24 protein-coding genes and 1 pseudogene are annotated in these 23,997 nt (G+C 61.6%); 18 read left to right on the plus strand and 7 right to left on the minus strand.

Features of this window, described 5'->3' with window-relative positions:
• Positions 1-104: 104 nt before the first annotated feature.
• A pseudogene (locus ACODSV_RS31375) lies at positions 105-209 on the minus strand (3-isopropylmalate dehydratase small subunit); the annotation flags it as partial.
• A 210-nt stretch (positions 210-419) separates the two neighbouring features.
• Here ACODSV_RS31375 and ACODSV_RS31380 point away from each other — a divergent pair.
• Genes ACODSV_RS31380 through ACODSV_RS31415 form a run of 8 tightly spaced genes read left to right on the plus strand, consistent with a single transcriptional unit; the run spans position 420 to position 6,543 of the window.
• A complete protein-coding gene (locus tag ACODSV_RS31380; RefSeq protein ID WP_069075617.1) occupies positions 420-1,622 on the plus strand; it encodes a PepSY-associated TM helix domain-containing protein in 1,203 nt (400 codons plus the stop codon).
• Positions 1,619-2,158, plus strand: a complete 540-nt coding sequence (locus ACODSV_RS31385) for a thiamine pyrophosphate-binding protein (protein WP_069075616.1) — start codon at positions 1,619-1,621, stop codon at positions 2,156-2,158. Before ACODSV_RS31380 ends, ACODSV_RS31385 begins: the two co-directional genes overlap by 4 nt.
• On the plus strand, positions 2,155-2,484 hold the full coding sequence (locus tag ACODSV_RS31390; protein WP_150056050.1) for a hypothetical protein: 330 nt from the start codon (positions 2,155-2,157) through the stop codon (positions 2,482-2,484). Before ACODSV_RS31385 ends, ACODSV_RS31390 begins: the two co-directional genes overlap by 4 nt.
• Positions 2,481-3,041 carry a DUF6162 family protein gene (locus ACODSV_RS31395; RefSeq protein ID WP_150056051.1) on the plus strand — a complete coding sequence of 187 codons (561 nt, stop codon included), beginning with the start codon at positions 2,481-2,483 and terminating at the stop codon, positions 3,039-3,041. The genes ACODSV_RS31390 and ACODSV_RS31395 overlap by 4 nt, the downstream gene beginning before the upstream one ends.
• Positions 3,042-3,060: 19 nt before the next feature.
• A complete protein-coding gene (locus ACODSV_RS31400; protein WP_150056052.1) occupies positions 3,061-3,981 on the plus strand; it encodes a metal ABC transporter substrate-binding protein in 921 nt (306 codons plus the stop codon).
• On the plus strand, positions 3,978-4,724 hold the full coding sequence (locus ACODSV_RS31405; protein ID WP_150056053.1) for a metal ABC transporter ATP-binding protein: 747 nt from the start codon (positions 3,978-3,980) through the stop codon (positions 4,722-4,724). Before ACODSV_RS31400 ends, ACODSV_RS31405 begins: the two co-directional genes overlap by 4 nt.
• Positions 4,721-5,620, plus strand: a complete 900-nt coding sequence (locus tag ACODSV_RS31410) for a metal ABC transporter permease (RefSeq protein WP_150056054.1) — start codon at positions 4,721-4,723, stop codon at positions 5,618-5,620. Before ACODSV_RS31405 ends, ACODSV_RS31410 begins: the two co-directional genes overlap by 4 nt.
• Positions 5,620-6,543: a metal ABC transporter substrate-binding protein gene (locus ACODSV_RS31415; protein WP_150056055.1), complete on the plus strand. Its 924-nt coding sequence runs from the start codon at positions 5,620-5,622 to the stop codon at positions 6,541-6,543. The genes ACODSV_RS31410 and ACODSV_RS31415 overlap by 1 nt, the downstream gene beginning before the upstream one ends.
• A gap of 107 nt (positions 6,544-6,650) precedes the next feature.
• Here the strand turns inward: ACODSV_RS31415 and ACODSV_RS31420 are convergent, their stop codons facing one another.
• On the minus strand, positions 6,651-7,364 hold the full coding sequence (locus tag ACODSV_RS31420; protein ID WP_041160882.1) for a UTRA domain-containing protein: 714 nt from the start codon (positions 7,362-7,364) through the stop codon (positions 6,651-6,653).
• 351 nt (positions 7,365-7,715) lie between these two features.
• Here ACODSV_RS31420 and ACODSV_RS31425 point away from each other — a divergent pair, with 351 nt between their 5' ends.
• The 6 genes from ACODSV_RS31425 (at position 7,716) to ACODSV_RS31450 (ending at position 13,088) form a co-directional block, all read left to right on the plus strand.
• Positions 7,716-8,792, plus strand: a complete 1,077-nt coding sequence (locus tag ACODSV_RS31425) for an ABC transporter substrate-binding protein (RefSeq protein ID WP_024074390.1) — start codon at positions 7,716-7,718, stop codon at positions 8,790-8,792.
• Positions 8,793-8,981: 189 nt separating this feature from the next.
• Entirely contained in the window at positions 8,982-9,788 is an 807-nt protein-coding gene (locus ACODSV_RS31430) for an alkaline phosphatase family protein (protein WP_102624988.1), read from the plus strand.
• Entirely contained in the window at positions 9,785-10,630 is an 846-nt protein-coding gene (locus ACODSV_RS31435; protein WP_150056472.1) for an ABC transporter permease, read from the plus strand. Before ACODSV_RS31430 ends, ACODSV_RS31435 begins: the two co-directional genes overlap by 4 nt.
• Complete coding sequence (locus ACODSV_RS31440; protein WP_024074387.1) at positions 10,617-11,417, plus strand: ABC transporter permease; 801 nt, start codon at positions 10,617-10,619, stop codon at positions 11,415-11,417. Before ACODSV_RS31435 ends, ACODSV_RS31440 begins: the two co-directional genes overlap by 14 nt.
• Positions 11,414-12,403 (plus strand): ABC transporter ATP-binding protein, encoded by a 990-nt coding sequence (locus ACODSV_RS31445; protein WP_024074386.1) that lies wholly within the window; start codon positions 11,414-11,416, stop codon positions 12,401-12,403. Before ACODSV_RS31440 ends, ACODSV_RS31445 begins: the two co-directional genes overlap by 4 nt.
• 31 nt (positions 12,404-12,434) lie before the next feature.
• Entirely contained in the window at positions 12,435-13,088 is a 654-nt protein-coding gene (locus ACODSV_RS31450) for an HAD family hydrolase (RefSeq protein ID WP_069075613.1), read from the plus strand.
• A 143-nt stretch (positions 13,089-13,231) separates the two neighbouring features.
• On the opposite strand, the gene ACODSV_RS31455 is transcribed toward ACODSV_RS31450, so the two are convergent.
• Positions 13,232-14,194 carry a zinc-binding dehydrogenase gene (locus tag ACODSV_RS31455; protein ID WP_069075612.1) on the minus strand — a complete coding sequence of 321 codons (963 nt, stop codon included), beginning with the start codon at positions 14,192-14,194 and terminating at the stop codon, positions 13,232-13,234.
• 138 nt (positions 14,195-14,332) lie between these two features.
• On the opposite strand from ACODSV_RS31455, the gene ACODSV_RS31460 reads away from it, so the two are divergent.
• Together ACODSV_RS31460 and ACODSV_RS31465 are read left to right on the plus strand one after the other, a co-directional pair.
• Positions 14,333-16,414, plus strand: a complete 2,082-nt coding sequence (locus tag ACODSV_RS31460) for a carboxy terminal-processing peptidase (protein WP_172831342.1) — start codon at positions 14,333-14,335, stop codon at positions 16,412-16,414.
• 118 nt (positions 16,415-16,532) lie between these two features.
• Positions 16,533-18,302 (plus strand): bifunctional diguanylate cyclase/phosphodiesterase, encoded by a 1,770-nt coding sequence (locus tag ACODSV_RS31465; RefSeq protein ID WP_024074382.1) that lies wholly within the window; start codon positions 16,533-16,535, stop codon positions 18,300-18,302.
• Here ACODSV_RS31465 and ACODSV_RS31470 read toward each other — a convergent pair.
• The 4 genes from ACODSV_RS31470 to bamJ form a co-directional block, all read right to left on the minus strand.
• Positions 18,299-18,670 (minus strand): hypothetical protein, encoded by a 372-nt coding sequence (locus ACODSV_RS31470; RefSeq protein WP_005786715.1) that lies wholly within the window; start codon positions 18,668-18,670, stop codon positions 18,299-18,301. The genes ACODSV_RS31465 and ACODSV_RS31470 overlap by 4 nt on opposite strands.
• On the minus strand, positions 18,667-19,005 hold the full coding sequence (locus ACODSV_RS31475; RefSeq protein WP_024074381.1) for a helix-turn-helix domain-containing protein: 339 nt from the start codon (positions 19,003-19,005) through the stop codon (positions 18,667-18,669). The genes ACODSV_RS31470 and ACODSV_RS31475 overlap by 4 nt, the downstream gene beginning before the upstream one ends.
• 108 nt (positions 19,006-19,113) lie before the next feature.
• On the minus strand, positions 19,114-19,569 hold the full coding sequence (locus ACODSV_RS31480; RefSeq protein ID WP_024074380.1) for a YkvA family protein: 456 nt from the start codon (positions 19,567-19,569) through the stop codon (positions 19,114-19,116).
• Between the two features lie 312 nt (positions 19,570-19,881).
• A complete protein-coding gene (bamJ, locus tag ACODSV_RS31485; RefSeq protein ID WP_024074379.1) occupies positions 19,882-20,613 on the minus strand; it encodes a BamJ family beta-barrel-assembly machinery protein in 732 nt (243 codons plus the stop codon).
• A gap of 258 nt (positions 20,614-20,871) precedes the next feature.
• On the opposite strand from bamJ, the gene ACODSV_RS31490 reads away from it, so the two are divergent.
• Both ACODSV_RS31490 and ACODSV_RS31495 read left to right on the plus strand, forming a co-directional pair.
• Entirely contained in the window at positions 20,872-22,683 is a 1,812-nt protein-coding gene (locus ACODSV_RS31490) for a di-heme-cytochrome C peroxidase (protein ID WP_150055648.1), read from the plus strand.
• Entirely contained in the window at positions 22,680-23,843 is a 1,164-nt protein-coding gene (locus tag ACODSV_RS31495) for a catalase family protein (protein ID WP_024074377.1), read from the plus strand. Before ACODSV_RS31490 ends, ACODSV_RS31495 begins: the two co-directional genes overlap by 4 nt.
• The last annotated feature ends 154 nt before the right edge of the window (positions 23,844-23,997 follow it).

The raw sequence follows: 23,997 nt of genomic DNA on the forward strand, positions 1-23,997 counted from the left end.
CCGCTCGCCACAACAAGCCCGCTCGCCACAGGGGTTCCAGTTTGCTGCGCGACAGCGCTAAGTCGGATATTGAGCGGGACCTCCCACATTTGTTTGGCCGTGGGTCAGTTAAGCCACGGGTTGGCTTGCAGGTGGCCGCGTTCGAATGCCTTGATCGCTTCGCTGCACTGCAAGGTGCTGCCAACTGCATCCAGGCCCAGCAGCAATGGCGCCTGGGTGATGGCCTGGAACATGTTTCGTGTTCGATGGAGGCGATAAAGCGCCCTGAATGTGAACCTGAAACATTTTCTTTCATATCCCGCTTAGGGATTTCTCATTCTCATCCGTCTTAACTTAGATACAGCCTGTCGCGTCAGCAAAAGCTACGACCGGCCTTTTCCGGGCCTTCAATGCCCCCTCCGATCAAGACCCTCATTCACATGTCGAAGAAGTCACGCTCAAAACTCTGGTTTCTTGTACACAGCTGGCTCGCGTTGCCCATCTGGTTCTTTGTACTGATCGTCTGCGTCACCGGCACCCTGGCGGTGGTCAGCCAGGAGATCGTCTGGCTGGCCAACCCGGATATCCGTGCCAGCCAGCCGTCGGACGACGCCGAACTGCTGAGTTACGACCAGGTGATCGCCGCCATCCAGCGTGACGCGCCCGAGGTGATCGTGCAGTCGATCAGCCGCCCGGATGAGTCGCACTTTGCCCTGAGTGTCAACCTCAGCTACCCCGACGGGCGTTCCGTCGAGGTCTACGTCAACCCGTACACCGGGGTCATCCAGGGGATCAGCCCGGCCTTCAACTTCCAGCAATTTACCCGCGCCCTGCACGGCTGGTGGTTGGTGCCGTTCACCAATGGCTACAGCTGGGGCTGGTACCTGGTGTCGGCGCTCGGTATTCCGCTGCTGGCGTCGCTGGTCACCGGGCTGGTGGTGTACAAGCGGTTCTGGAAGGGCTTCCTGCGCCCGACCCTGCGTATCCGCCACGGTGCGCGGATCTTCTGGGGTGATTTCCATCGCTTGAGCGGTATCTGGTCGATCTGGTTCATTGCGGTGATCTCCATCACCGGTATCTGGTTCTTGATCCGGGCGATCCTGGGGGACAACCAGATTTCGATTTCCACTGAACCGGTGATCCCGGTGATTGCCCGCGAGAAGGTGCCGCTGTCTGCACCCGGTGTACCGGCCCCCATGATTCCGGTGGACGAGGCGATCAAGATCGCCACCCAGCGTATTCCCGGCCTGGAGGCGAGTTTCGTCAGCCTGCCTCTCAATGCCTACAGCCACCTGCAGATCGGCGGGCGCGGCTGGTACCCGCTGATGTACCAGACCGCGCAGATCAACCCCTATGACGGGGAAATCGCCGCCGCGCACTTGTTGTCCGACCGCTCGAAGCTGGAGTTCGTCACCGAATCCATGCGCCCGCTGCACACCGGCGACTTTGGCGGGCTGTGGATCAAGCTGATCTGGGCGTTCTTCGGCCTGATCATGAGCATGATGGTGCTGAGCGGCCTGCTGATCTGGACCAAGCGCACCGCCCTGGCCACCCTCAATGCCCTCAAGCGCGAAGCCAAGACCCAACGTGCGCCGGCGTCTATCCCGGCCATGCCAGCCGAAACCTCGGAGGCCAACCTATGAGCAAGCCCGCTGCCGCGCCCCCGCCTTCACCGCTGCGGGCCTTTTGGCTGAAATGGCGTTTCCACATCAACGTCCTGCTGTTACTGGTGCCCCTGGGCTTTATGCCCAAGTACTTTGCCGATGCCGCGCTGTTTCGTGGCGACACCGGCCTTGGCGAACGGGTGGTCGGTGACGTGCAGGTCGGGCCATGGAGCCTGAAGCTCGCCGAATTCCGCAACGAAGGCCCGCGCCCGGACCCGGCCGGCCCGATGAAGTCCTTCAATGCCGCCCTGTGCGCGACCTGCGCCGAGCAGGTCAAGGCCACCTACCTGCGTATCGGCAAGCCGCGCAGCCTGCGGGCCGCCGGGGTGATCTTCTTCGGCACGCCCTACCGCATGGGCGCCGCCCTGCCCATCCCTGAGCGCACGCCGGTCGACGCCGAACTGTGGGTCACCATGGAAGGCTGGGACGGCACGATGCACCAGGGTTCCGTTCCTTTGAGCCAGGCCTCGCCTGCAACCATTGCCTGGCTGAACAAGCAAGGAGTTAAACCATGACTTTGATGCGCCTGACCCGCGCCTGTGGCGTTCTGTTGCTGAGCGCCGGCTTCAGTACGGTTGCCCTGGCCCACAACCCGATGTGCGAATGCAAGGAAATCCCCGGTGAGCAGATCCAGTGTACCGGCGGTTTTTCCGACGGCAGTGGCGCCCCCGGCGTGACCCTGGACGTGATCGGCTACGACGAGACCATCCTGCTGCCCGGCAAGCTCGGCCAGGACTCGACCCTGACCTTCAAGAGGCCCGCGGCCGAGTTCTATGTGCTGTTTGATGCGGGCCCCGGCCATGTGGTGGAAATCGACCAAGCGGATATCCAGCCTCAATGAGTACCACACAGGTTGTACGCCCCGCCGGTGCCGGGCATGAAACCCTCTACGTCCTGCTGCTGTGCCTGATCATCCTCGCGGTGGCCGGCACGGTGGTGGCCCTGCACGCTGAAACCCAGGTGGTGGCCGCCGTGTCCAGCCATCAACTGGATGCCCGCCGTGACTTGAGCGCCGCCGAACAAGGCATCTACGCCGACCTGCGGGTAACGCTGGATGAAATCCACGTGCTGCAACAAGAGCAAAGCGCCCTGCCTGGCCCCGAACAACTGGCCGAAGAAGGCTTTGCGCCGTTTGCACGCGACGCCAGTTCGGTCAGTCGTGGCGACCATCGCTGGCAGTTGCTGGCGAATACGGCCTACCTGGGACTGAGCCAGGCGCCGACCACCAGTGGCTCGCTGCTGATGCGCGTGCACGGCGCCGAGCCGGACATCTGGCTCAACCGCCGCGCAGACCTCGCCGCCCCTTCCGACCTCACTGACCAGGCGCTGATCGCAGCCGGCTGGCAGCAGGTGGTCGCGCAATTCGATGCCGGCGTCACCCGCCAGCACCGTCACTGAACGAGAAGATCGATTGCCCATGTCTATTTCATCTCCCCTGTTACGCCTGTTGCTGGTTGGCCTGTTCAGCCTGATGCTCGCGCCCCTCGCTAACGCCGAGGCCGCCAAGCGCCTGCGGATCGGCATCACCCTGCACCCTTACTACAGCTACGTGGCGAATATCGTCGGCGACAAGGCCGAGGTGGTGCCGCTGATTCCGGCCGGTTTCAACCCCCATGCCTACGAGCCGCGCGCCGAAGACATCAAGCGCATCGGCACCCTGGATGTGATCGTGCTCAATGGCGTCGGCCATGACGATTTCGCCGACCGCATGATTGCCACCAGCGAGCGCCCGGCTATCCCGGTGATCGAGGCCAACGCCAACGTGCCATTGCTGGCCGCCACCGGCAATGCGGCGCGCGGTGCCGGCAAGGTGGTCAACCCGCACACCTTCCTGTCGATCAGTGCCTCGATTGCCCAGGTCAACAACATCGCCCGCGAGCTGGGCAAGCTCGACCCGGACAACGCCAAGACCTACACCCAGAACGCCCGTGCCTACGGCAAACGCCTACGCCAGATGCGCGCCGACGCCCTGGCCAAGCTGACCCGCGCGCCCAACCCGGACCTGCGTGTCGCCACCGTGCACGCGGCCTACGACTACCTGCTGCGCGAGTTCGGCCTGGAAGTCACCGCGGTGGTCGAACCGGCCCACGGGATCGAACCCAGCCCCAGCCAGTTGAAGAAAACCATCGACGAACTGCGGGCGCTGGACGTGAAGGTGATCTTCTCGGAAATGGATTTCCCGTCCACCTATGTCGACACCATCCAACGCGAATCCGGGGTCAAGCTCTACCCGCTTTCGCATATTTCCTACGGTGAATACAGCGCTGAAAAGTACGAAGTGGAAATGACCGGCAACCTCAACACCGTGGTGCGGGCGATCCAGGAGTCGGGGGCATGACGGCGGCGGAACACCTGAAAGTGGCCAGCGTCGGGCCAACGATCGACTTCGACCAGGTGACGCTGACCCTCGGCCGCACGGCGATTCTCGATCGCGTGAGTTTCCAGGTGCAGCCGGGCAGCATCCACGCGCTGGTAGGCCCCAACGGCGGCGGTAAAAGCTCGCTGATCAAGACTCTGCTGGGGCAGACGCCGCATCAAGGCCACTTGAGCCTGCAATGGCCAACGGTGCCCGGCACCATCGGTTATGTGCCCCAGGCCCTGGAATTCGACCGGGGCTTGCCGATGACCGTGGATGATTTCATGGCTGCCATGTGCCAGCGGCGCCCGGCGTTCCTTGGGTTGTCGAAGCATTACGCCGGCCCCATCGGCGAGGCACTGGAACGGGTCGGCATGCAAGACAAGCGCAAGCGCCGCATGGGTGCGCTGTCCGGCGGTGAGCGTCAGCGCGTGCTGCTGGCCCAGGGGCTGATTCCGGCCCCGCACTTGCTGGTGCTGGATGAACCGATGTCGGCCCTCGATGAAGCCGGTATCCAAGTGTTCGAACGGCTGCTGAGCGACTGGCGCCTGGCCGGGATCACCGTGCTGTGGATCGAGCACGACCTGGAGGCCGTGGGTCGCCTGGCCGACCGCGTCACCGGGTTGAACCGCCGTGTGCTGTTCGACGCCACGCCAAAGGAGGCTCTGACCCCGGATCGCCTGCTGACCCTGTTCTCTACCCACCCTCGGAGCCCGGCGCAATGAGTTATGAAGCGTTTCGCTTGATGGTCCAGAGCTGGGCCTCTTCCGGTTACCTGCCGGAAGCCCTGGCCTATGGTTTTGTGGTCAACGCGTTGCTCGCCGGCCTGCTGATCGGCCCGGTGCTGGGCGGCCTGGGCACGCTGGTGGTGGTCAAGCGCTTTGCGTTTTTCTCCGAAGCGGTCGGCCATGCGGCGCTGACCGGCGTTGCGGTGGGCATCCTGCTCGGAGAACCCTATACCGGACCGTACGGCAGCCTGTTTGGCTACTGCCTGTTGTTCGGCATCCTGCTCAACTACCTGCGCAACCGCACCGGCCTGGCGCCGGATACGTTGATCGGGGTGTTCCTGTCGGTGTCCCTGGCGTTGGGCGCGAGCCTGCTGCTGATCCTGGCAGGCAAGATCAACGTGCATATCCTGGAGAACGTGCTGTTTGGCTCGGTACTGACGGTCAACGGCAATGACCTGCTGGTACTGGCAGTCGTAGGTTCGCTGGTAATGGCCCTGGCGCTGCCGCTGTACAACCGCATCATGCTCGCCAGCTTCAACCCGCAATTGGCCGCGGTACGCGGTGTGGCGGTGAAGACTCTGGACTACCTGTTCGTGATCCTGGTGACCCTGATCACCGTGGCGGCAGTCAAGGTCATCGGCGCGATCCTGGTCGGTGCGCTGCTGGTGATCCCGGCCGCGGCGGCCCGCCTGTTGAGCCAATCGCTCAAGGGATTCTTCTGGATCTCAGTGGTGATCGCCACCCTCAGCACCCTCTGCGGGATCCTGCTGCCCATCATCTTCGACCTGCCGATCCCCTCCGGCGCCGCGATCATCCTCGTGGCCGGTATCGCCTTCGCCTGTGCCGCCATTGCGCGCGGCACCGTGCCCAGTCTCAAAGGGAACCTTGGATAATGCGCGCGTTCTTCACCCCCCTGGCCCTGGCCATCGCCTGCTTGATCACACCGCCGCTGATAGCCGCCGACGTCGCCAGGCCGGCCGTGCACGCGGCCAAACCCATCAAGGTCCTGGCCTCGCTGCCCATCACCTATGGCTTGGCAGCGGTGCTGCTCAAGGGCACCGACGTGCAGTTGGAACGTGCCGCCCCGGCCAACCTGCCAGGCTCGCGCCAGGTATCCTACTTCACCGGCCGTGGCGCACCGGCGCTCAATACGCTGGCCCAGGACGCCGACGCCGCCATCGGCCTGCGCTCGCTGTGGGCCGATGATCCGCTCTACCCCGTGGCGCGGCGCAGCAATATCCGTATTGTCGAAGTGGACGCCGCACGCCCGGTGGACGGCGGCTTGCCGGGGATCGCCGTGCAACCGGGCGTCACCGACGGCTTGAACAGCCAACCCTGGCAATCGAGCAATAACATGGGGCGCATGGCCGACGTGATGGCCGCCGACCTCAGCCGCCTGGCCCCCGCCGCCAAGCCAAAGATCGACGCCAACCTCGCCGCCCTCAAGCAACGCCTGCTCAAGCTCACTGCCGACAGCGAAGCGCGACTGGCCCAGGCGGACAACCTGAGCGTGGTGAGCTTGAGCGATCACTTTGGGTATCTGATCAGCAGTTTGAATCTGGAACTGCTCAGCACCGATGCCCGGCCCGATGCCGATTGGGCGCCTGAGGCATTACAAAAACTCAGTGCCGAGCTGAAGGAAAACGACGTGGCCGTGGTGCTGCATCATCGTCAGCCGAGTGACGCCGTGAAAGCCGCCGTCACGGCAGGCGGCTCGAAGTTGCTGGTGTTGAACGTCGACGGCGCAGACCCGGTAACGGAGTTGGAAACCAATGTGGATCAAGTGATCAAGGCACTCACAAAGCACTCACTGTAGGAGCGAGATTGCTCGCGAAAGACGTCAACGCTAACGCGGACAGCCTGATCCACCTCGGCGCCCTCAGGTTTTTCGCGAGCAAGCTCGCTCCTACAGGAAGCCCCCGATCACACCACATCCACGCCGACATGAATCGCATCATGCCGCCAGAACTCCAGGTCGCAGTCGATCAAGCGCTGGTGCTGGTCATAGTTGACCCGGGCAATCCGCAGGCCCGGGCTGCCCACCGACACGCGCAACGCCGCGGCGGCTTCCACCGGCAATGAGGTTGGCACGATCTCGAAACGCACCCGCCCGTAGTGCAAGTCGTACTTGCGCGCATACAGCTCGGTCATCGACTGATTCAGGTCGCACTCCAGAATCCCCGGGAAATAGTGCGGGTTCAGGTAGTGTTCCACATACAACACCAGCCGCCCATCGATCCGTCGGCTCCGGCAAATCTGGATCACGCTGGACAAGGCCGGCAGCTGCAACCACGCACACACTGCCGCCGACGCCGGTTGCAGCCGCGCGCTGATGACCTCGGTCGACGCCACGCGTCCCTGGTCATTGACCATGGCGTGAAAGTGGCTGCGCTGCATCAGGTTGTAGGCCAGCCGGGGTGGCGAGACAAACCAGCCACGACGCTCCTCGCGATAGATCTGCCCCTGGGCCTCCAGTTGTAACAAGGCTTCCCGCACGGTAATTCGAGTGGTACCAAACAACTCGCTGAGTTTGCGCTCGGCGGGCAGTTTGCTTGCAGGCGGCAACAAACCGTGGTCGATCTGCTCTTGCAGCGCCAGGCCGATGGATGTCACCGCCTTGATTGCCTCATCACGCATCAACGTTACCTATCTGGACTAGACCAGCACCGTTCAGGTGCATAAACCGCGCGTTATTTGGGCTTCTGTTGTTACGTGCCAGCCTAGGCATTACAGATGACCGACAGATGACAGTCCGCATCGTGCCCCCTGCCCCACCCTGCAATACATCGGCCAAGTCCAGAGTCTGCGGGCACTTGAGCATGGTCTACGCTAAGTCTGCACTGTGCGACATCAGCGCTTTAAAAACGACATCGACATGAAACTGTCATCCATCGAGCCTAGATTGGCTCAGGTATTGCTGACCTAGACCAACACCACCGCTAACGTTCGTATAAAACGCCGCGTTGAAAACGCCCAAAGGAGCTTCGGATGAAACAGCTTTTCCTGGCATCACTGTTAGGCTCGACCATTGCCATGTGCACCGCTGCCATGGCCGCTGATACCGATTTAAAAACCCTTGAAGCCGCCGCGAAAGCGGAAGGCGCCGTCAACAGCGTCGGCATGCCCGATGACTGGGCCAACTGGAAAGGCACCTGGGAAGACCTGGCCAAGACCTACGGCCTCAAGCACATCGACACGGATATGAGCTCGGCCCAGGAAATCGCCAAGTTCAAGGCCGAAAAAGACAACGCCAGCGCCGATATCGGCGACGTGGGCGCGGCCTTCGGCCCGATCGCGGTGAAACAGGAAGTCACCCAGCCGTACAAACCGTCCACCTGGGCCCAGGTGCCGGATTGGGCGAAAGACAAAGACGGTCACTGGGCCCTGGCCTACACCGGCACCATCGCCTTTATCGTGAACAAGAAGTTGCTGCACGGGTCTGAAATCCCCACCAGCTGGGCCGACCTGCAGACCGGCAAATACAAGGTCTCCATCGGTGACGTAAGCACCGCGGCACAAGCCGCCAACGGCGTGCTGGCCGCCGCCATCGCCAATAAAGGCGACGAGAAGAACATCGCCCCTGGCCTGCAATTCTTCACCAAGATCGCCCAGCAAGGCCGCCTGTCACTGTCCAACCCGACCATCGCCACCATGGAAAAAGGCGAAGTCGAAGTGGGTGTGGTCTGGGACTTCAACGGCCTGAGCTACAAGGCCAAGATGGCCAACCCGGCTGACTACGTGGTGCTGATCCCATCGGACGGCTCAGTGAAATCCGGCTACACCACCATCATCAACAAATACGCCAAGCACCCGAACGCCGCCAAGCTGACCCGCGAATACATCTTCAGCGATGCCGGCCAACTCAACCTGGCGCGTGGCAACGCACGTCCGATCCGTGCCGAAACCGACCTGAAACTGCCGGCCGACATCGCCAAGAACCTGATCCCGGGCGAGCAGTACACCAAGGCCAACCCGCAGCCGATCAAGGATGCCGATGCCTGGGAAGCGACTTCCAAGAAATTGCCGCAGTTGTGGAATGAGCAGGTCATCGTAGAAATGAAGTAAGGGTTTATCCCACATTGGAGCTCCAGTGGAGATCCAATGTGGGAGGGGGCTTGCCCCCGATGACGGTGGATCAGCTAACCAATCCGTTGAATGGTACACCGCTATCGGGGGCAAGCCCCCTCCCACACTTTTGACCTCGTTCCTCCAGGGAAATTGAGTCAAGTCTATTGCCGCGGAGCGTTCTCCCCCATGAAGCACACTGTCATCCTTGTCGTGCTCGACGGCCTCAACTTTGAGGTTGCGAGGCACGCCATGGGGCACTTGCAGGCCTATGTCGGCGCAGGACGCGCAGCCCTCTACAAGCTGGAATGTGAACTGCCTGCCCTGTCCCGTCCGCTGTATGAATGCATCCTCACCGGCGTGCCACCGATCCAGAGCGGCATCGTGCACAACAACGTTTCACGCCTGTCCAACCAGCGCAGCATCTTTCACTACGCCACCGACGCCGGTCTCACCACGGCGGCAGCGGCCTATCACTGGGTCAGCGAGTTGTATAACCGCACGCCCTTTATCGCCGCCCGTGACCGTCATACCGACGACAAGGCGCTGGCGATCCAGCACGGGCATTTCTACTGGAATGACCATTACCCGGATTCACACCTGTTTGCCGACGCCGAGAGCCTGCGGCTCAAGCACGCGCCGAACCTCCTGGTGGTGCACCCGATGAACATCGACGACGCCGGCCACAAGCACGGCCTCGACACACCGCAGTACCGCAACAGCGCACGCGCGGCCGACATCATCCTGGCCGATTACCTGCAAGCCTGGCTCGACGCCGGTTACCAGGTGCTGGTAACCGCCGACCACGGCATGAACAACGACCGTTCCCACAATGGCCTGCTGCCGGAAGAGCGCGAAGTGCCGCTGTTCGTCATCGGCGACGCCTTCAGCCTGGACGCCGGCGCCGCACCGAAACAGACCGAGCTGTGCGGCACCGTCTGCGAACTGCTGGGCGTCCCCCACGACAAACCGGTATGCCGGGAGCTGCTTAAATGAACGCCATGACCCGCGGCAAATGGCTGGCGTTGCTATGCCTGGTGCCATTCGCACTGTTTTTCATCGTGTTCGAGATTGCCCCACTGGTGTGGGTGCTGATCAACAGCCTGCAAACGGAAGAGTCCGGCTGGGGCGTGGACAACTTCACGCGCATCTTCAGTTCGAAGTTCTACCGGCAAGCGATCCAGTTAAGCCTGGAGATCAGCTTCTACTCCAGCATCTTCGGGATCATCATCGCCACCCTGGGCAGTTACTCCCTGCGCCGCGTCGATTCGCCGCTGCGTAACTTCGTCACCGCCTTCGCCAACATGACCAGCAACTTCGCCGGCGTGCCCTTGGCGTTTGCCTTCATCATCCTGCTGGGGTTCAACGGCAGCATCACCTTGATGCTCAAGCAGGCCGGGCTTATCCAGGACTTCAACCTGTACTCCAAGACCGGGTTGATCATCCTCTACACCTACTTCCAGATCCCCCTCGGCGTGCTGCTGCTCTACCCGGCGTTTGATGCGCTGCGCGAAGACTGGCGTGAGTCGGCGGCGTTGCTGGGCGCAAATGGCTGGCAGTTCTGGCGGCATATCGGCTTGCCGGTATTGGCGCCGGCGCTGCTCGGCACTTTCGTGATCCTGCTGGCCAACGCCCTGGGTGCCTATGCCACCGTCTATGCCTTGACCACCGGTAACTTCAACGTGCTGCCGATCCGCATCGCGGGCCTGGTGTCCGGCGACGTGTCACTCGACCCGAACCTGGCCAGTGCCCTGGCCGTCGTGCTGGTGGCACTGATGACCGTGGTCACGGTAGTCCATCAACTGCTGCTCAAGAGGAGCTACCATGTCTCGCGCTGAAGCCGGCCCTGCCGCCCTCTACCATCGCGTAGTGGTGTACCTGTTGTTCGCGATCCTGGTGTTGCCGCTGATCGGCACCTTCGTCTATTCCATCGCCAGCAGTTGGTCGGCCACCATCCTGCCCGCCGGCTTCACGGTGAAATGGTATGTGCAGCTGTGGAGTGACCCGCGCTTCCTGATGGCCTTCGGGCAATCCTTGCTGGTATGCGTGGGTGCGCTGATCCTGTCGGTGGTGTTGATTTTGCCGTTGCTGTTTGTGGTGCACTACCACTTCCCCCGGCTCGATGCGCTGATGAATATCCTGATCCTGCTGCCCTTCGCGGTGCCGCCAGTGGTGTCGTCGGTGGGCCTGCTGCAACTGTATGGTTCGGGCCCATTCGCGATGGTGGGCACGCCGTGGATTCTGATCGGCTGCTACTTCACCGTGGCCTTGCCGTTCATGTACCGCGCGATCACCAACAACCTGCAAGCCATCAACCTGCGCGACCTGATGGACGCCTCGCAACTGCTCGGCGCCAGCACCTGGCAGGCGGCGATCCTGGTGGTGCTGCCGAACCTGCGCAAAGGCTTGATGGTCGCCCTGCTGCTGTCGTTCTCGTTCCTGTTCGGTGAGTTCGTGTTCGCCAATATCCTCGTGGGGACACGCTACGAGACCCTGCAGGTGTACCTCAACAACATGCGCAACAGCAGCGGCCACTTCACCAGTGCCGTCGTGATTTCCTATTTCTTCTTTGTGCTGGTGCTGACCTGGGCCGCCAATATCTTGAACAAGGACAAAAGCCAATGAGCTTCGTGAGCGTCCAACACCTGCAAAAAGGCTACGCCGGCACTCCGGTGTTCAGCGACATCAACTGCGAGATCGCCAAGGGCGAATTCGTCACCCTGCTTGGCCCGTCCGGCTGCGGCAAATCCACCCTGCTGCGTTGCATCGCCGGCCTGACCTCGGTGGACAGCGGCCAGATTCTCCTCGACGGCCAGGACATCGTACCGCTGAGCCCTCAGAAGCGGCAGATCGGCATGGTGTTCCAGAGCTATGCGCTGTTCCCCAACATGACCGTGGAACAGAACGTCGCCTTCGGCCTGCGCATGCAGAAAGTCAATGCCGACGACAGCCACAAGCGCGTGCAGGAAGTACTGCAACTGGTGGAACTCAAGGACCTGGCCGGACGTTATCCGCACCAGATGTCCGGCGGCCAGTGCCAGCGCGTAGCCCTGGCCCGCTCGCTGGTCACGCGCCCGCGCCTGCTGCTGCTCGATGAGCCGCTGTCGGCACTGGATGCACGCATTCGCAAGCACCTGCGCGAACAGATCCGTCAGATCCAGCGCGAACTGGGGCTGACCACGATTTTCGTGACCCATGACCAGGAGGAAGCGCTGACCATGTCCGACCGCATCTTCCTGATGAACCAGGGCAAGATCGTGCAAAGCGGCGACGCCGAAACCCTCTACACCGCACCCGTGGACGTATTTGCCGCCGGGTTTATCGGCAACTACAACCTGCTCGATGCCGACAAGGCCAGCCAACTGCTGCAACGCCCGATCAGTGGGCGTATCGCGATCCGCCCCGAAGCCATCGAACTGAGCCGCAGCGGCGAACTCGACGCCCTGGTGCGCAGCCACAGCCTGCTGGGTAACGTGATCCGTTACCGCATCGAAGCCCGTGGCGTGGAACTGGTGGTGGACGTGCTCAACCGCTCGGCGGACGACCTGCACCCGGACGGCCAGCGCCTGGCACTTTCCATCGACCCCAGTGCGCTGTGTGAAGTAGCCTGAGCAACAACGATTGACTGAGAGAGCATGACGGATGGCATTGGTAATTTTTGATTTGGACGACACGCTGATCCACGGTGACTGCGCCACCCTGTGGAGCGAGCAGATGGGCCGCCTCGGCTGGGTCGACCCGGAGTCGTTCATGCGCAAGAACAACGAACTGATGGACGCCTACAGCCGGGGCGAGCTGGCCATGGAAGACTTCATGGACTTCAGCCTGGAGCCGATGATTGGCCGCACGCCGGAGGAAATCGAGCATCTGGTCGAACCGTGGGTCGAAGATGTGATCGAGCCGCTGATCTACAGCGATGCCACCAAAACCATCGCCCGCCACCGGGCGAACGGCGACCGAGTCCTGGTGATCTCCGCATCGGGCACCCACCTGGTCACGCCCATTGCGGCGCGTATCGGTATCGATGAGGTGCTCGGGATCGATCTGGACGTCGGCCATGGCGCGTACAGCGGCCGTACCGTCGGTGTGCTGACCTACCGCGAAGGCAAGATCACGCGTTTGCTGGATTGGTTGGAACGGGAAGGAGAAACCCTGGAAGGGGCGTACTTTTATTCGGATTCGCGCAATGATCTGCCGTTGCTGCTGAAAGTCGATCACCCGCAGGTGGTGAACCCGGATCCGGTGCTGCGCGAGCACGCCGAGAAGGCCGGCTGGCCGATCCACCACTGGGTCTGATTCGACCGAGATCCAAATGTGGGAGGGGCGGTGCGACGATTCGACTTGCTCCCGATGGCGGTGTGCCAGATGAAGAATTCTTCACTGACCCACCGCCATCGGGAGCGGGCCTCCACCCACCTTGACCCTATTTCAATCCCGGATCAGGTCAGGCTTTCGTCAATCACCAACACCAACTTCCCGGCAATCTGGTTGGTCGCCAACTCGGCAAACGCCGCCTCGGCATCCTTGATCGGAAACGTCTTGGCCAACTGTGGGCTCAAGCGCCCTTCGGCGAACAGCGGCCACACCTGCTGGCTCAGATCACTGAACAGGTCAGCCTTGAACTGATCATCACGGCTGCGCAGGGTCGAGCCCAACAACTGAATACGCTTGCCCAGCACCTGTGCCAGGTCCAGCTGCGCCTCGCGGCCCCCCATCAGGCCGATCAACACCCAGCGCCCGTCCAGGGCCAGCAGCTTGAGGTCCAACGCCGCGTAGCTGCCGCCGACCGGGTCGAGGATCACATCGAACGGCCCGAAATCGCGCAACCCTTCGATACCATCGGTGCGCACCACACCGCCTTGGGCCCCGAGGTCTTCGCAGTAGGCCAGGCGCTGCGCCGAACCGACGCTGACCCAGCACGGGCTGCCAAACGCCTTGCACAGCTGGATCGCCGCCGAACCCACGCCGCTGGCGCCCGCGTGCAGCAACACTTTTTCACCGGGCTTGAGCCCTGCCAGCTGGAACAGATTGAGCCACGCCGTGCTGTACACCTCAGGCAAGGCCGCCGCTTCGGCCAGCGACAGGCCTTCCGGCACGGGCAGTACATGGCGAGCATCCACCACCACTTCTTCCGCCATGCCGCCACCGGCCAGCAGCGCGCAGACCCGGTCGCCCACTTGCCAGGACGAGCCGGCCCCGACTTCGCTGATCACCCCGGAACACTCCAGGCCCAGCACATGGCTGACGCCCGGCGGCGGCGGATAGAGCCCCGCCCGCTGCAATAAATCGGCGCGATTGAGCCCCGCAGCCGCCACGCGAATGCGAACTTGGCCTACATCGCACGTAGGACTTGGCGCCTCAACCCACTCCACATGACCTTCAACGCCTTGCAATGCTTTCACAGTGCCTCCATAGTGAGTCTGGACTGAGCCCGTAGCTGTAGCGTCGGGCTTTTTGCATTATGCGACCGGCCCATATGGAACCGGCGACTTCAAAGACGGCCTAATATGCGTTATCAATTGCCCCCGCGTCGAATCAGCATGAAGCATTTGTTCCCCAGCACCGCCCTCGCTCTTTTCATTGGTCTCGGCCTCTCGTCGATGTCGACCAATACGTTCGCAGCCAATAGCTGGGACAATCTTCAGCCTGATCGCGATGAGGTGATTGCCAGCCTTAACGTCGTCGAGTTGCTCAAGCGCCATCACTACAGCAAGCCGCCGCTGGACGACGCGCGCTCGGTGATCATCTATGACAGCTACCTCAAGCTGCTGGATCCGTCGCGCAGCTACTTCCTGGCCAGCGATATCGCTGAGTTCGACAAGTGGAAGACCCAGTTCGACGACTTCCTCAAGAGCGGTGACCTGCAACCCGGCTTCACCATCTACAAGCGCTACCTGGACCGCGTCAAAGCGCGTCTGGACTTCGCCTTGGCGGAGCTGAACAAAGGCGTCGACAAGCTCGACTTCACCGAGAAGGAATCCCTTCTGGTGGATCGCAAGGACGCCCCTTGGCTGACCAGTACCGCCGCGCTCGACGACCTGTGGCGCAAACGCGTCAAGGACGAAGTGCTGCGCCTGAAGATCGCCGGCAAAGACCCCAAGGCCATCCAGGAACTGTTGACCAAGCGCTACAAGAACCAGCTGGCGCGCCTGGACCAGACCCGTGCCGAAGATATCTTCCAGGCCTACATCAATACCTTTGCGATGTCCTACGACCCGCACACCAACTATCTGTCGCCAGATAACGCGGAAAACTTCGATATCAATATGAGTCTGTCGCTGGAAGGCATCGGTGCCGTCCTGCAAAGCGACAATGACCAGGTCAAGATCGTGCGCCTGGTGCCGGCGGGTCCGGCAGACAAGACCAAGCAAGTGGCTCCGGCCGACAAGATCATCGGTGTGGCCCAGGCCGACAAAGAGATGGTCGATGTGGTCGGCTGGCGCCTGGACGAAGTGGTCAAGCTGATCCGTGGGCCGAAAGGCAGCGTGGTGCGCCTGGAAGTGATTCCGCACACCAATGCGCCGAACGACCAGACCAGCAAGATCGTGTCCATCACCCGCGAAGCGGTGAAGCTCGAAGACCAGGCCGTGCAGAAGAAAGTCCTCAACCTCAAGCAGGATGGCAAGGACTACAAGCTGGGCGTGATTGAAATCCCGGCCTTCTACCTGGACTTCAAGGCTTTCCGTGCCGGCGACCCGGACTACAAGTCCACCACCCGCGACGTGAAGAAAATCCTTACCGAACTGCAGAAGGAAAAAGTCGACGGCGTGGTCATCGACCTGCGCAACAACGGCGGCGGTTCCCTGCAGGAAGCCACCGAGCTGACCAGCCTGTTTATCGACAAGGGCCCGACCGTGTTGGTACGCAATGCTGACGGCCGTGTCGACGTGCTCGAAGACGAGAACCCGGGCGCCTTCTACAAAGGCCCGATGGCGTTGCTGGTCAACCGCCTCTCGGCCTCGGCTTCGGAGATTTTCGCTGGCGCCATGCAGGACTATCACCGCGCGTTGATCATCGGCGGCCAGACCTTCGGTAAAGGCACCGTGCAGACCATCCAGCCGCTCAACCATGGCGAGCTGAAACTGACCCTGGCCAAGTTCTACCGGGTTTCCGGGCAGAGCACCCAGCATCAGGGCGTACTGCCGGACATCGACTTCCCATCGATCATCGATACCAAGGAAATCGGCGAGAGCGCACTGCCTGAGGCCATGCCGTGGGACACCATCCGTCCCGCGATCAAGCCCGCGTCAGACCCGTTCAAACCGTTCCTGGCGCAGTTGAAGGCCGACCACGACATCCGCTCCGCCAAGGATGCCGAGTTCGTGTTTATCCGCGACAAACTGGCTTTGGCCAAGAAGTTGATGGAAGAGAAAACCGTCAGCCTCAACGAAGTGGATCGCCGCAAGCAGCACAGCGACATCGAGAATCAGCAACTGGTGCTGGAAAACGTCCGCCGCAAGGCCAAGGGCGAAGAGCCACTCAAGGAGCTGAAGAAAGAAGATGAAGATGCGCTGCCGACCGAGGCGGATAAAACCAAGCCGGAAGACGACGCCTACCTGGCCGAGACAGGCCGGATCCTGCTGGACTACCTGAAAGTCAGCAAGCAGGTGGCCAAGCAGTAAATGATGGCGATTTAATGTGATCGCTCAGCAGAGTGTCATCATATAGACATCATTCTGTCGTGAAATGAAGGACCGTAGGCTTAATGCCTGCGGTCCTTTTTTTTCGATCGAGATCGCCATGACCATGACCGAACAGCTGAATGCATTGGGCTCTATCCTGGCTCAAGGCAGTTTGCACAGCCTGTTCCAACCGATCATCTGCCTGTCAGAACGGCGCATCCTCGGCTACGAAGCCCTCAGTCGTGGCCCGTCCAACAGCCCGCTGCACTCCCCTGTCGCCTTGTTCGCCGTGGCCAGCCACGCAGGGCGCCTCAGTGAACTGGAAATGGCCTGCCGCGAGAGCGCCTGCCGCCGCTTCAGCGACCAGAAGCTGCCGGGCAAGCTGTTTCTCAATATCTCGCCGGAATCCCTGATGGAAACGGCGCACCAACCAGGACGCACCCTGCAACTGCTGCGCGACTTCGGCATTCCACCGAGCCAGGTGGTGATCGAACTCACCGAGCAGACACCCACCGACGATTTCGACGTGCTGCAAACCGCCCTGCATCATTACCGTGACATGGGCTTCGCCATCGCCCTTGATGACCTGGGCGCCGGGTATTCCAGCCTGCGGCTGTGGTCGGAGTTACGCCCGGATTACGTGAAAATCGACCGGCACTTCATCGATGGTATTCATCAGGACGCGCTCAAACGTGAGTTTGTCGGCTCCATCCTGCAAATCGCCCGGGCCTCTCGCGCCCAGGTGATCGCCGAGGGCATCGAACTGCCCGAGGAGCTGGCGGTGCTGACCGAGATGGGGGTCGACCTGGTCCAGGGGTACCTGCTTTGCCGCCCGCAGGAACACCCGCCGCAAGAAGCACGCCTGATGCTGCCCAAGCCCGACAACGCCAATATTGCCCTCAGCGAGGAAGCCAGCGACCTCAGCGCGCTGCTCAACGAACAACCGGCGGTGGATCAGGACACCGCCACTGCCCAAGTGCTGGAATCTTTCCGGCGCCAGGCCAACCTCAATTCGCTGGCGGTGCTGGATGGGCGTGGCCATCCGGTCGGTATCGTGCATCGGCATTCGTTGTCCGATGCGCTGCTCAAACCGTTTGCCACCGACCTCTTCGCGCGCAAGCCGATCAGCCGCCTGATGAGCACTGATTTTCTGGCGGTGGAACTGAGCCAATCCTTGCAGCAAGTCAGCCGGCTGCTCACCAGCCGCGCCCGGCAACGCATCGAAGAGGATTTCATCATCACGCTCAACGGCGACTACCTGGGCCTGGGCCGGGTGATCGACGTGCTCAAGCTGATCACCGAACTGAAAATCCAGCAAGCGCGCTACGCCAACCCATTGACCCTGTTGCCGGGCAATGTGCCGATCCAGCAGTGCCTGACGCGGCTGTTGCAACAGCAACGGGAGTCGGTGATTTGCTATGTGGATATCGACAGCTTCAAGCCGTTCAACGATATCTACGGCTACGGGCGTGGGGATGAGGTGTTGTTGTGCCTGGCACAATGCCTGAACGACCGGGTCGACCCCAGCCGCGACTTCGTCGGGCATATCGGTGGCGATGACTTTTTGCTGGTGCTGGGGCCGCAGGATTGGCGCAAGCGGCTCAACCAACTGCTGGACGACTTTCACACCCAATGCCGACGTTTCTACCGCGCCGAGCACCTGGATGCAGGCTGCTTCGTGGCCTTGAACCGCCAAGGTATACGCCAGGAGTTTGCGTTGCTGTCGCTGTCCATCGGCGTGGTGCATTTATATCCACAGGCCTGTGGACAACTCGATGCCAGCCAGTTGGCCGAACTGGCATCCCAGGCCAAACACCACGCCAAGGATGTGGCCGGCTACAGCATCCACGTGATCGACAGCCTGGATTTACTGCCACAGGCGCTTTAGGCCTCGGCGGACTCCGGGTACTCGTATTCGAATACGCGCACCACTTCCGAGGCGTGCCAGGAGGCGGCGGCCACCCCATCGGATGGCCCGCTGAAACGCCCCAGGCGCTCCACGCACTCAAAGAAACCGGTGCGCGGCAGGCGGCTGGCGCCCTGACTGATCACCAGGGAGCTGCGTAACGGCTGCTCGGCCTTGGCGTCCAGCGCAGCCAGGTGTTCCAGCGCGGCGGCCAGGGTTTGCATGGCCGGCGTGGGAAATTGCAGGCGCTCCAGCAGTGCGCGGTAGGTCAGCAGATGGCGCTGGCGGCGCGCCTGGTCCAGTTCATTCAATAACCCATCCCAGTGTTGACGGCTGATACGTAAGCTCAAGACTCGTCCCTCCAACCTGCAACGCCCAGTTCCCAGGCCAGGCTGCGGCGGATCGCGGCATCCGGCTGGCGTTCACCACTTTCGATCAATCCAAGATACGAGGGGCTGATACCCACGGTACGCGCCAGGGTCTCGATGGCCAGGCCCTTGGCTTCGCGCAAGCCGCGCAGGTCAGCGAGCGGGCGCAGGTCCTGGGCGACAGCGGCTTGGGCAGTAGAAGGCGAAGGTGACGTAGGCTGTTGCTGACCGGCAGCTTTTAGCAGCGCCTGGTACTGATCCCATGGCAACACCGCATATTCGGGTTCGCCATTCCGTGAAATTATCTGAATATCCATGACCGCCCCGTAGGATAACAACACTTACTAAGTAAGCACTTTCCTTAAGCACCTTCTTAAGAGTGTAATCCTAACAGCCACAAAGGTCGCAGGGGGATAGCACTGTCGTCAGTTTTTTTGCGGGTTTTCATTGGCCAGCAAGGCCGGTGTCGCAGGCAGCCGCTCAACCACGGCGAGCTTTTCCGGGCGCTGCGCCTCACGCCAGGCACGAAAGGCGCTGAGTTCGCCTTCCAGGGTCTTCATGACCCATGCCAGCACCGCAATGTCGTCGAGCATGCCGAACATGGGGATAAAGTCCGGGATCGCATCAACCGGGCTGAGGAAGTACATCAGCCCCGCCACCACCGAAACCAGCGCCTTGGGACTGATCGCACGGTACTCGCCGCGCCAGTAGGCCAGGCACAGGGACTGGAGCAGCTTGAGGTCATCCTTGAGTTTGCCCAAGCGGTTCCCCTGGCTTGAGCCCTTGGCGGCAACGGCGAACAGCAGGGTCGGCAACCGTCCACGGCCGAGCAGGCGAGCGGCCATGGGCAGGAAGCGGGTGAAATTGAAGGGTGGTTTCATTCGTCACTCCAGTTCCAGGCAACAGAAAAGGTTATCCACACAAATTGTGGATAACCTTGTGAACAGAGCCCGTTTTCCTGGCTGAAAGCCACGGTTTACAAGGCTTGCAGTCAGATCGGGCGTTTTTTGCGCACATGAAAAAAACCCAAGAATTCATTGACTTGGCGCTTGCGTGCGGATAGCCGTACTCGAACCTTATATCAGACTGTTTCAGGTTGCGGACGTTCGTTTGGATTGGCGGAGCCGTGAATGGGGGAACCGCAGAAACGACAACGCCCCGTCGAGACGGGGCGTTGGGTGTTCAGGCGCCGATTACTTCTTGGCGGCTGGTGCGTCAGGGGCTTCAGCCTTGGCCGGGTCCTTGATGCCCAGCAATTCCAGGTCGAATACCAGCACGGAGTTGGCTGGAATCGCAGGGCTCGGGCTCTGGGCGCCGTAAGCCAGGTCGGACGGGATGTACAACTCGACCTTCTCGCCAACGTGCATCAGTTGCAGGCCTTCGACCCAACCAGGGATCACACCGCTGACCGGCAGGTCAATCGGGCTACCGCGATCCACGGAGCTGTCAAAGGTCGTGCCGTTGGTGAGTTTGCCGGTGTAGTGAACGGTCACCACGTCGGTAGGCTTAGGCTGAGGGCCATCGGCCTTCTTCACGATCTTGTACTGCAGACCGGAAGCGGTAGTGACGACGCCGTCTTTCTTGGCATTGTCTTCGAGGAATTTCTTGCCGGCGGCTGCCGACTCTTCGCTCATCTTGGCCATGCGTTCTTCAGCACGCTTCTGCAGTGCGGCAAACGCTTCGACCAGTTCGTCGTCTTTCAGCTTCTGTTCTTTCTTGCCAACGGCATCTTCGATGCCTTGGGCTACCGCTTTGGAGTCCAGATCATCCATGCCTTCTTGGGCAAGGCTCTTGCCCATGTTCAGGCCGATGCCGTAGGAAGCTTTCTGCGCCGGGGTTTTCAGCTCTACGCTGGTCTGCGAATCACAACCCGCAAGTACCAGGCTAACCAGGGCCACCGCCGCCGCCAACCGATGCTGTTTCATGCTATTTCCTTGTTCATGCGCCAAAAGGGCATTTGAATAAAGTCGCGAGCTTATCAGGCGGCCACGACCAATGGCTACCGGCATGTGAGCAGGAAACTTCTGATAAGTTCACGTGTTTAAAAGCATTTTCATTCATGATGGGCCCCCGCGATGGATCGTGGGTCCGCCTACTACCAGCCTCATGGCCACTTGCCGCACTTGTGGCGTAGTGGCATAACAACGCAACCCCTCGACAAGGCCGAGACAAGGATAGCCATCTTGCGCATTTTTTCCCGTGTTTTACTGCTGATATTCGCCATTTTTGCCCTATTGCTGGCCGTGGTGATCTATTACACCGTCAATCCCAAGTTGCCGGACTACGTCCCCGTGAAGCAGGTGCACTACCAGGATCAATGGAGTGCCGCCGACCGCCAGACCTATTACTTCACGCCCCAGGGCACCCAGGTCAAGGGCCTGCATTACGACTGGTTCACTGCCCTGGAGTTGCCGTTTTCCGATCAGCGCTTTGCCACGCCCGAGTACCTGGCGCGCTTCGGTTTCCTGGTGGATCCCAAGCAAGTGCCCACCGCGCAGAACCCCGGCAACCTACCCGTGGGTTTCGCCCGACACAAGAACGCCGACGACCCCAGCGAATACCTGGATATCACCTGTGCCGCCTGCCACACCGGCGAGCTTCACTTCAACGGCCAGGCCCTGCGTATCGACGGGGGTTCCGCGCAGCACGTGCTGCCCTCCAGCGTGCCCACCTTGCGCGGCGGCAGTTTCGGCCAGGCCCTGGTGGCCAGCCTTGCGGCAACGTATTACAACCCGTGGAAATTCGAGCGTTTCGCCCGCCACGTGCTGGGTCACGATTACGACGATCACAACAAGGAGCAACTGCGCCAGGACTTCAAACAGTCGCTGAACCGGTTCCTCAAAGTCGCCTGGAATGACACCCATCGCGGCCTCTACCCCACCGAAGAGGGCCCGGGACGCACCGACGCCTTTGGCCGCATCGCCAACGCCAGCTTCGGCGACGCCATTTCTCCGAATAATTACCGCGTCGCCAACGCACCTGTGGACTACCCGCAACTGTGGGATATCTGGACCTTCGACTGGGTGCAATGGAACGGTTCAGCCCAGCAACCCATGGCCCGCAATATCGGCGAAGCCCTCGGCGTGGGCGCGACCCTGACGTTCTTCGACGGTGCCGGCCAGCCGCTCCAGGGCGATGCGCGCTACCCGTCCAGCGTGCGCGTGCGCGACCTGAACCTGATCGAAGAAACCCTGCAACGCCTCAAGCCCCCCACCTGGCCGGAAGATCTGTTCGGCGCCATCGACAAGCCCCTCGCGGCCCAAGGCCGCGCGCTGTTCACCGAGAACTGCGCCGGCTGCCATGTGCCGGCCGTCACCCAGGAACAGGGCCGCCCGGTGCAGCACCTGAAGATGCTCCCGGTGGACTACATCGGGACCGACCCGGGCACCGCCAGCAACATTGCCGACCAGCGCTATGACCTCAGCGCCCTGCAATGGGACCCTGCGGAACTGGCCAAGCTCAATGTCGAACTGCACCCCACGCCCACCGAACCACTGGACCTGAAAAAAGTCTCGGTGGCCAAGGGCCTGGCCTACGTCACCGCCTTCGTTGAGGACCACGCCTACCGCGCAGCCGGTGTGACCCCGGCCGAGCGGCCGCGCCTGGACGGTTACGGCCTGCCTATCGGCGTGCGCGAGTTGCGCGCCTACAAGGCGCGGCCATTGGCCGGCGTATGGGCCACCCCACCGTTCCTGCATAACGGCTCCGTGCCGACGATCTACCAATTGCTCTCGCCCCAGGACGAACGCAGTACCACCTTCTATAAAGGCACCTTCAACTACGACCCGCGTCACCTGGGCTTTGAGACCGCAGCCTTCAAGAATGCCTTCCTGTTCGATACCAAAATCACCGGCAACCACAACAGCGGCCACGAATTCCGTGCCGGCCAACGTGGCAATGGCGTCATCGGCCGTGGCTTGTTGCCGCAGGAACGCTGGGCGCTGCTGGAATACCTGAAAGTGCTGGGCGGCCCGCTGGAGCAACAACTGCCATGATGATCCGATCTCGATACGACCAACCTTCCCTGCTTGCCCGCCTGTGGCTGCGCATCGGCGCGTTTCTCGGCAAGACCCTGCTGTGGCTGGTGGGCCTGGGCCTGCTCGGCTGGCTGGCGAGCACGGCGTGGTTTGCCTGGCAGCACAGCGGCCCGGTGTCGCCGGATGAGCAGATCCCGCCCGGTGAAGCGGCGATGACCCAAGGCATTATCCAGACCGCTGTGCGCATCGTTGACCAGCACCGCGAAGGCACGCGTTACCTGCGCGATGCCCATGCCAAGGCCCATGGTTGCGTGAAGGCCGAAGTCAGCGTGCCCGCCGACCTCGACCCGGCATTGCGCCAGGGCGTCTTCGCTGAGCCGGGCAAGACCTGGCAGGCGATGATGCGCCTGTCCAACGGCAACGCCTACCCGCAGTTCGACAGCATCCGCGATGCGCGCGGCATGGCGCTCAAACTGCTCGATGTGCCAGGTAAGCAGCTGCTGGCGGACCAGCAGGCGCGGGCCGAACAGGACTTCGTGATGTTCAGCCACCCGAACTTCTTTGTCAGCGATGTGGCTGAATACGCGCAGAACATCGGCGCCCAGGCCGACGGCAAGAAAGTCCTGGCGTTCTTCCCCAAGGCCGACCCACGCAGTTGGCAAGTGCGCCACCTGTTTATCGCCCTGGCGACCCTGGCCCCCGCGCCGGCCAGCCCAACGCAGACCACCTACTTTTCGGTTTCGCCCTATAAGTTCGGTGCGGCCAACGCCAAGTTCCGTGTCGCGCCCGACCCGCAGAGCTGCCCGGAATACGTGCTGCCGAAACAGAACCAGGACCTGCCGAATTTCCTGCGCAGTGCCTTGAACCAGCAGTTGTCCACCGATCGCGTACCGGCGTGTTTCGTGCTGCAGATCCAGCGGCAGAACCCGCAGAAGTACATGCCGATCGAAGACACCAGCATCGAATGGAAGGAAAGCGATGCGCCCTATGAAACCGTGGCGAAGGTGAAGATCCCGCCACAGGATTTCGATACACCCGCGCTTAACCTGGCGTGCGACAACCAGTCGTTCAACCCGTGGTTTGGGGTAGAGGCGCACCGGCCCATCGGGGGGATCAATCGCTTGCGTAAAGCAGTGTATGAGGCGGTGAGTGATTATCGGCACAGCCGCAACTTGTAAGGTTGGGGGGCTGGACTCCGTCAAGTGGTGGGAGCCCCCTCAAATATAAAATAACTTATTGATTATTAAGAATTAAAACCTCCCCATTAAACGACCGGGTTGTTGTGGCGAGCGGGCTTGCCCCGCGTTGGGCTGCGCAGCAGCCCCAAAACCA

The organism is Pseudomonas sp. FG86 (genome assembly GCF_057808775.1).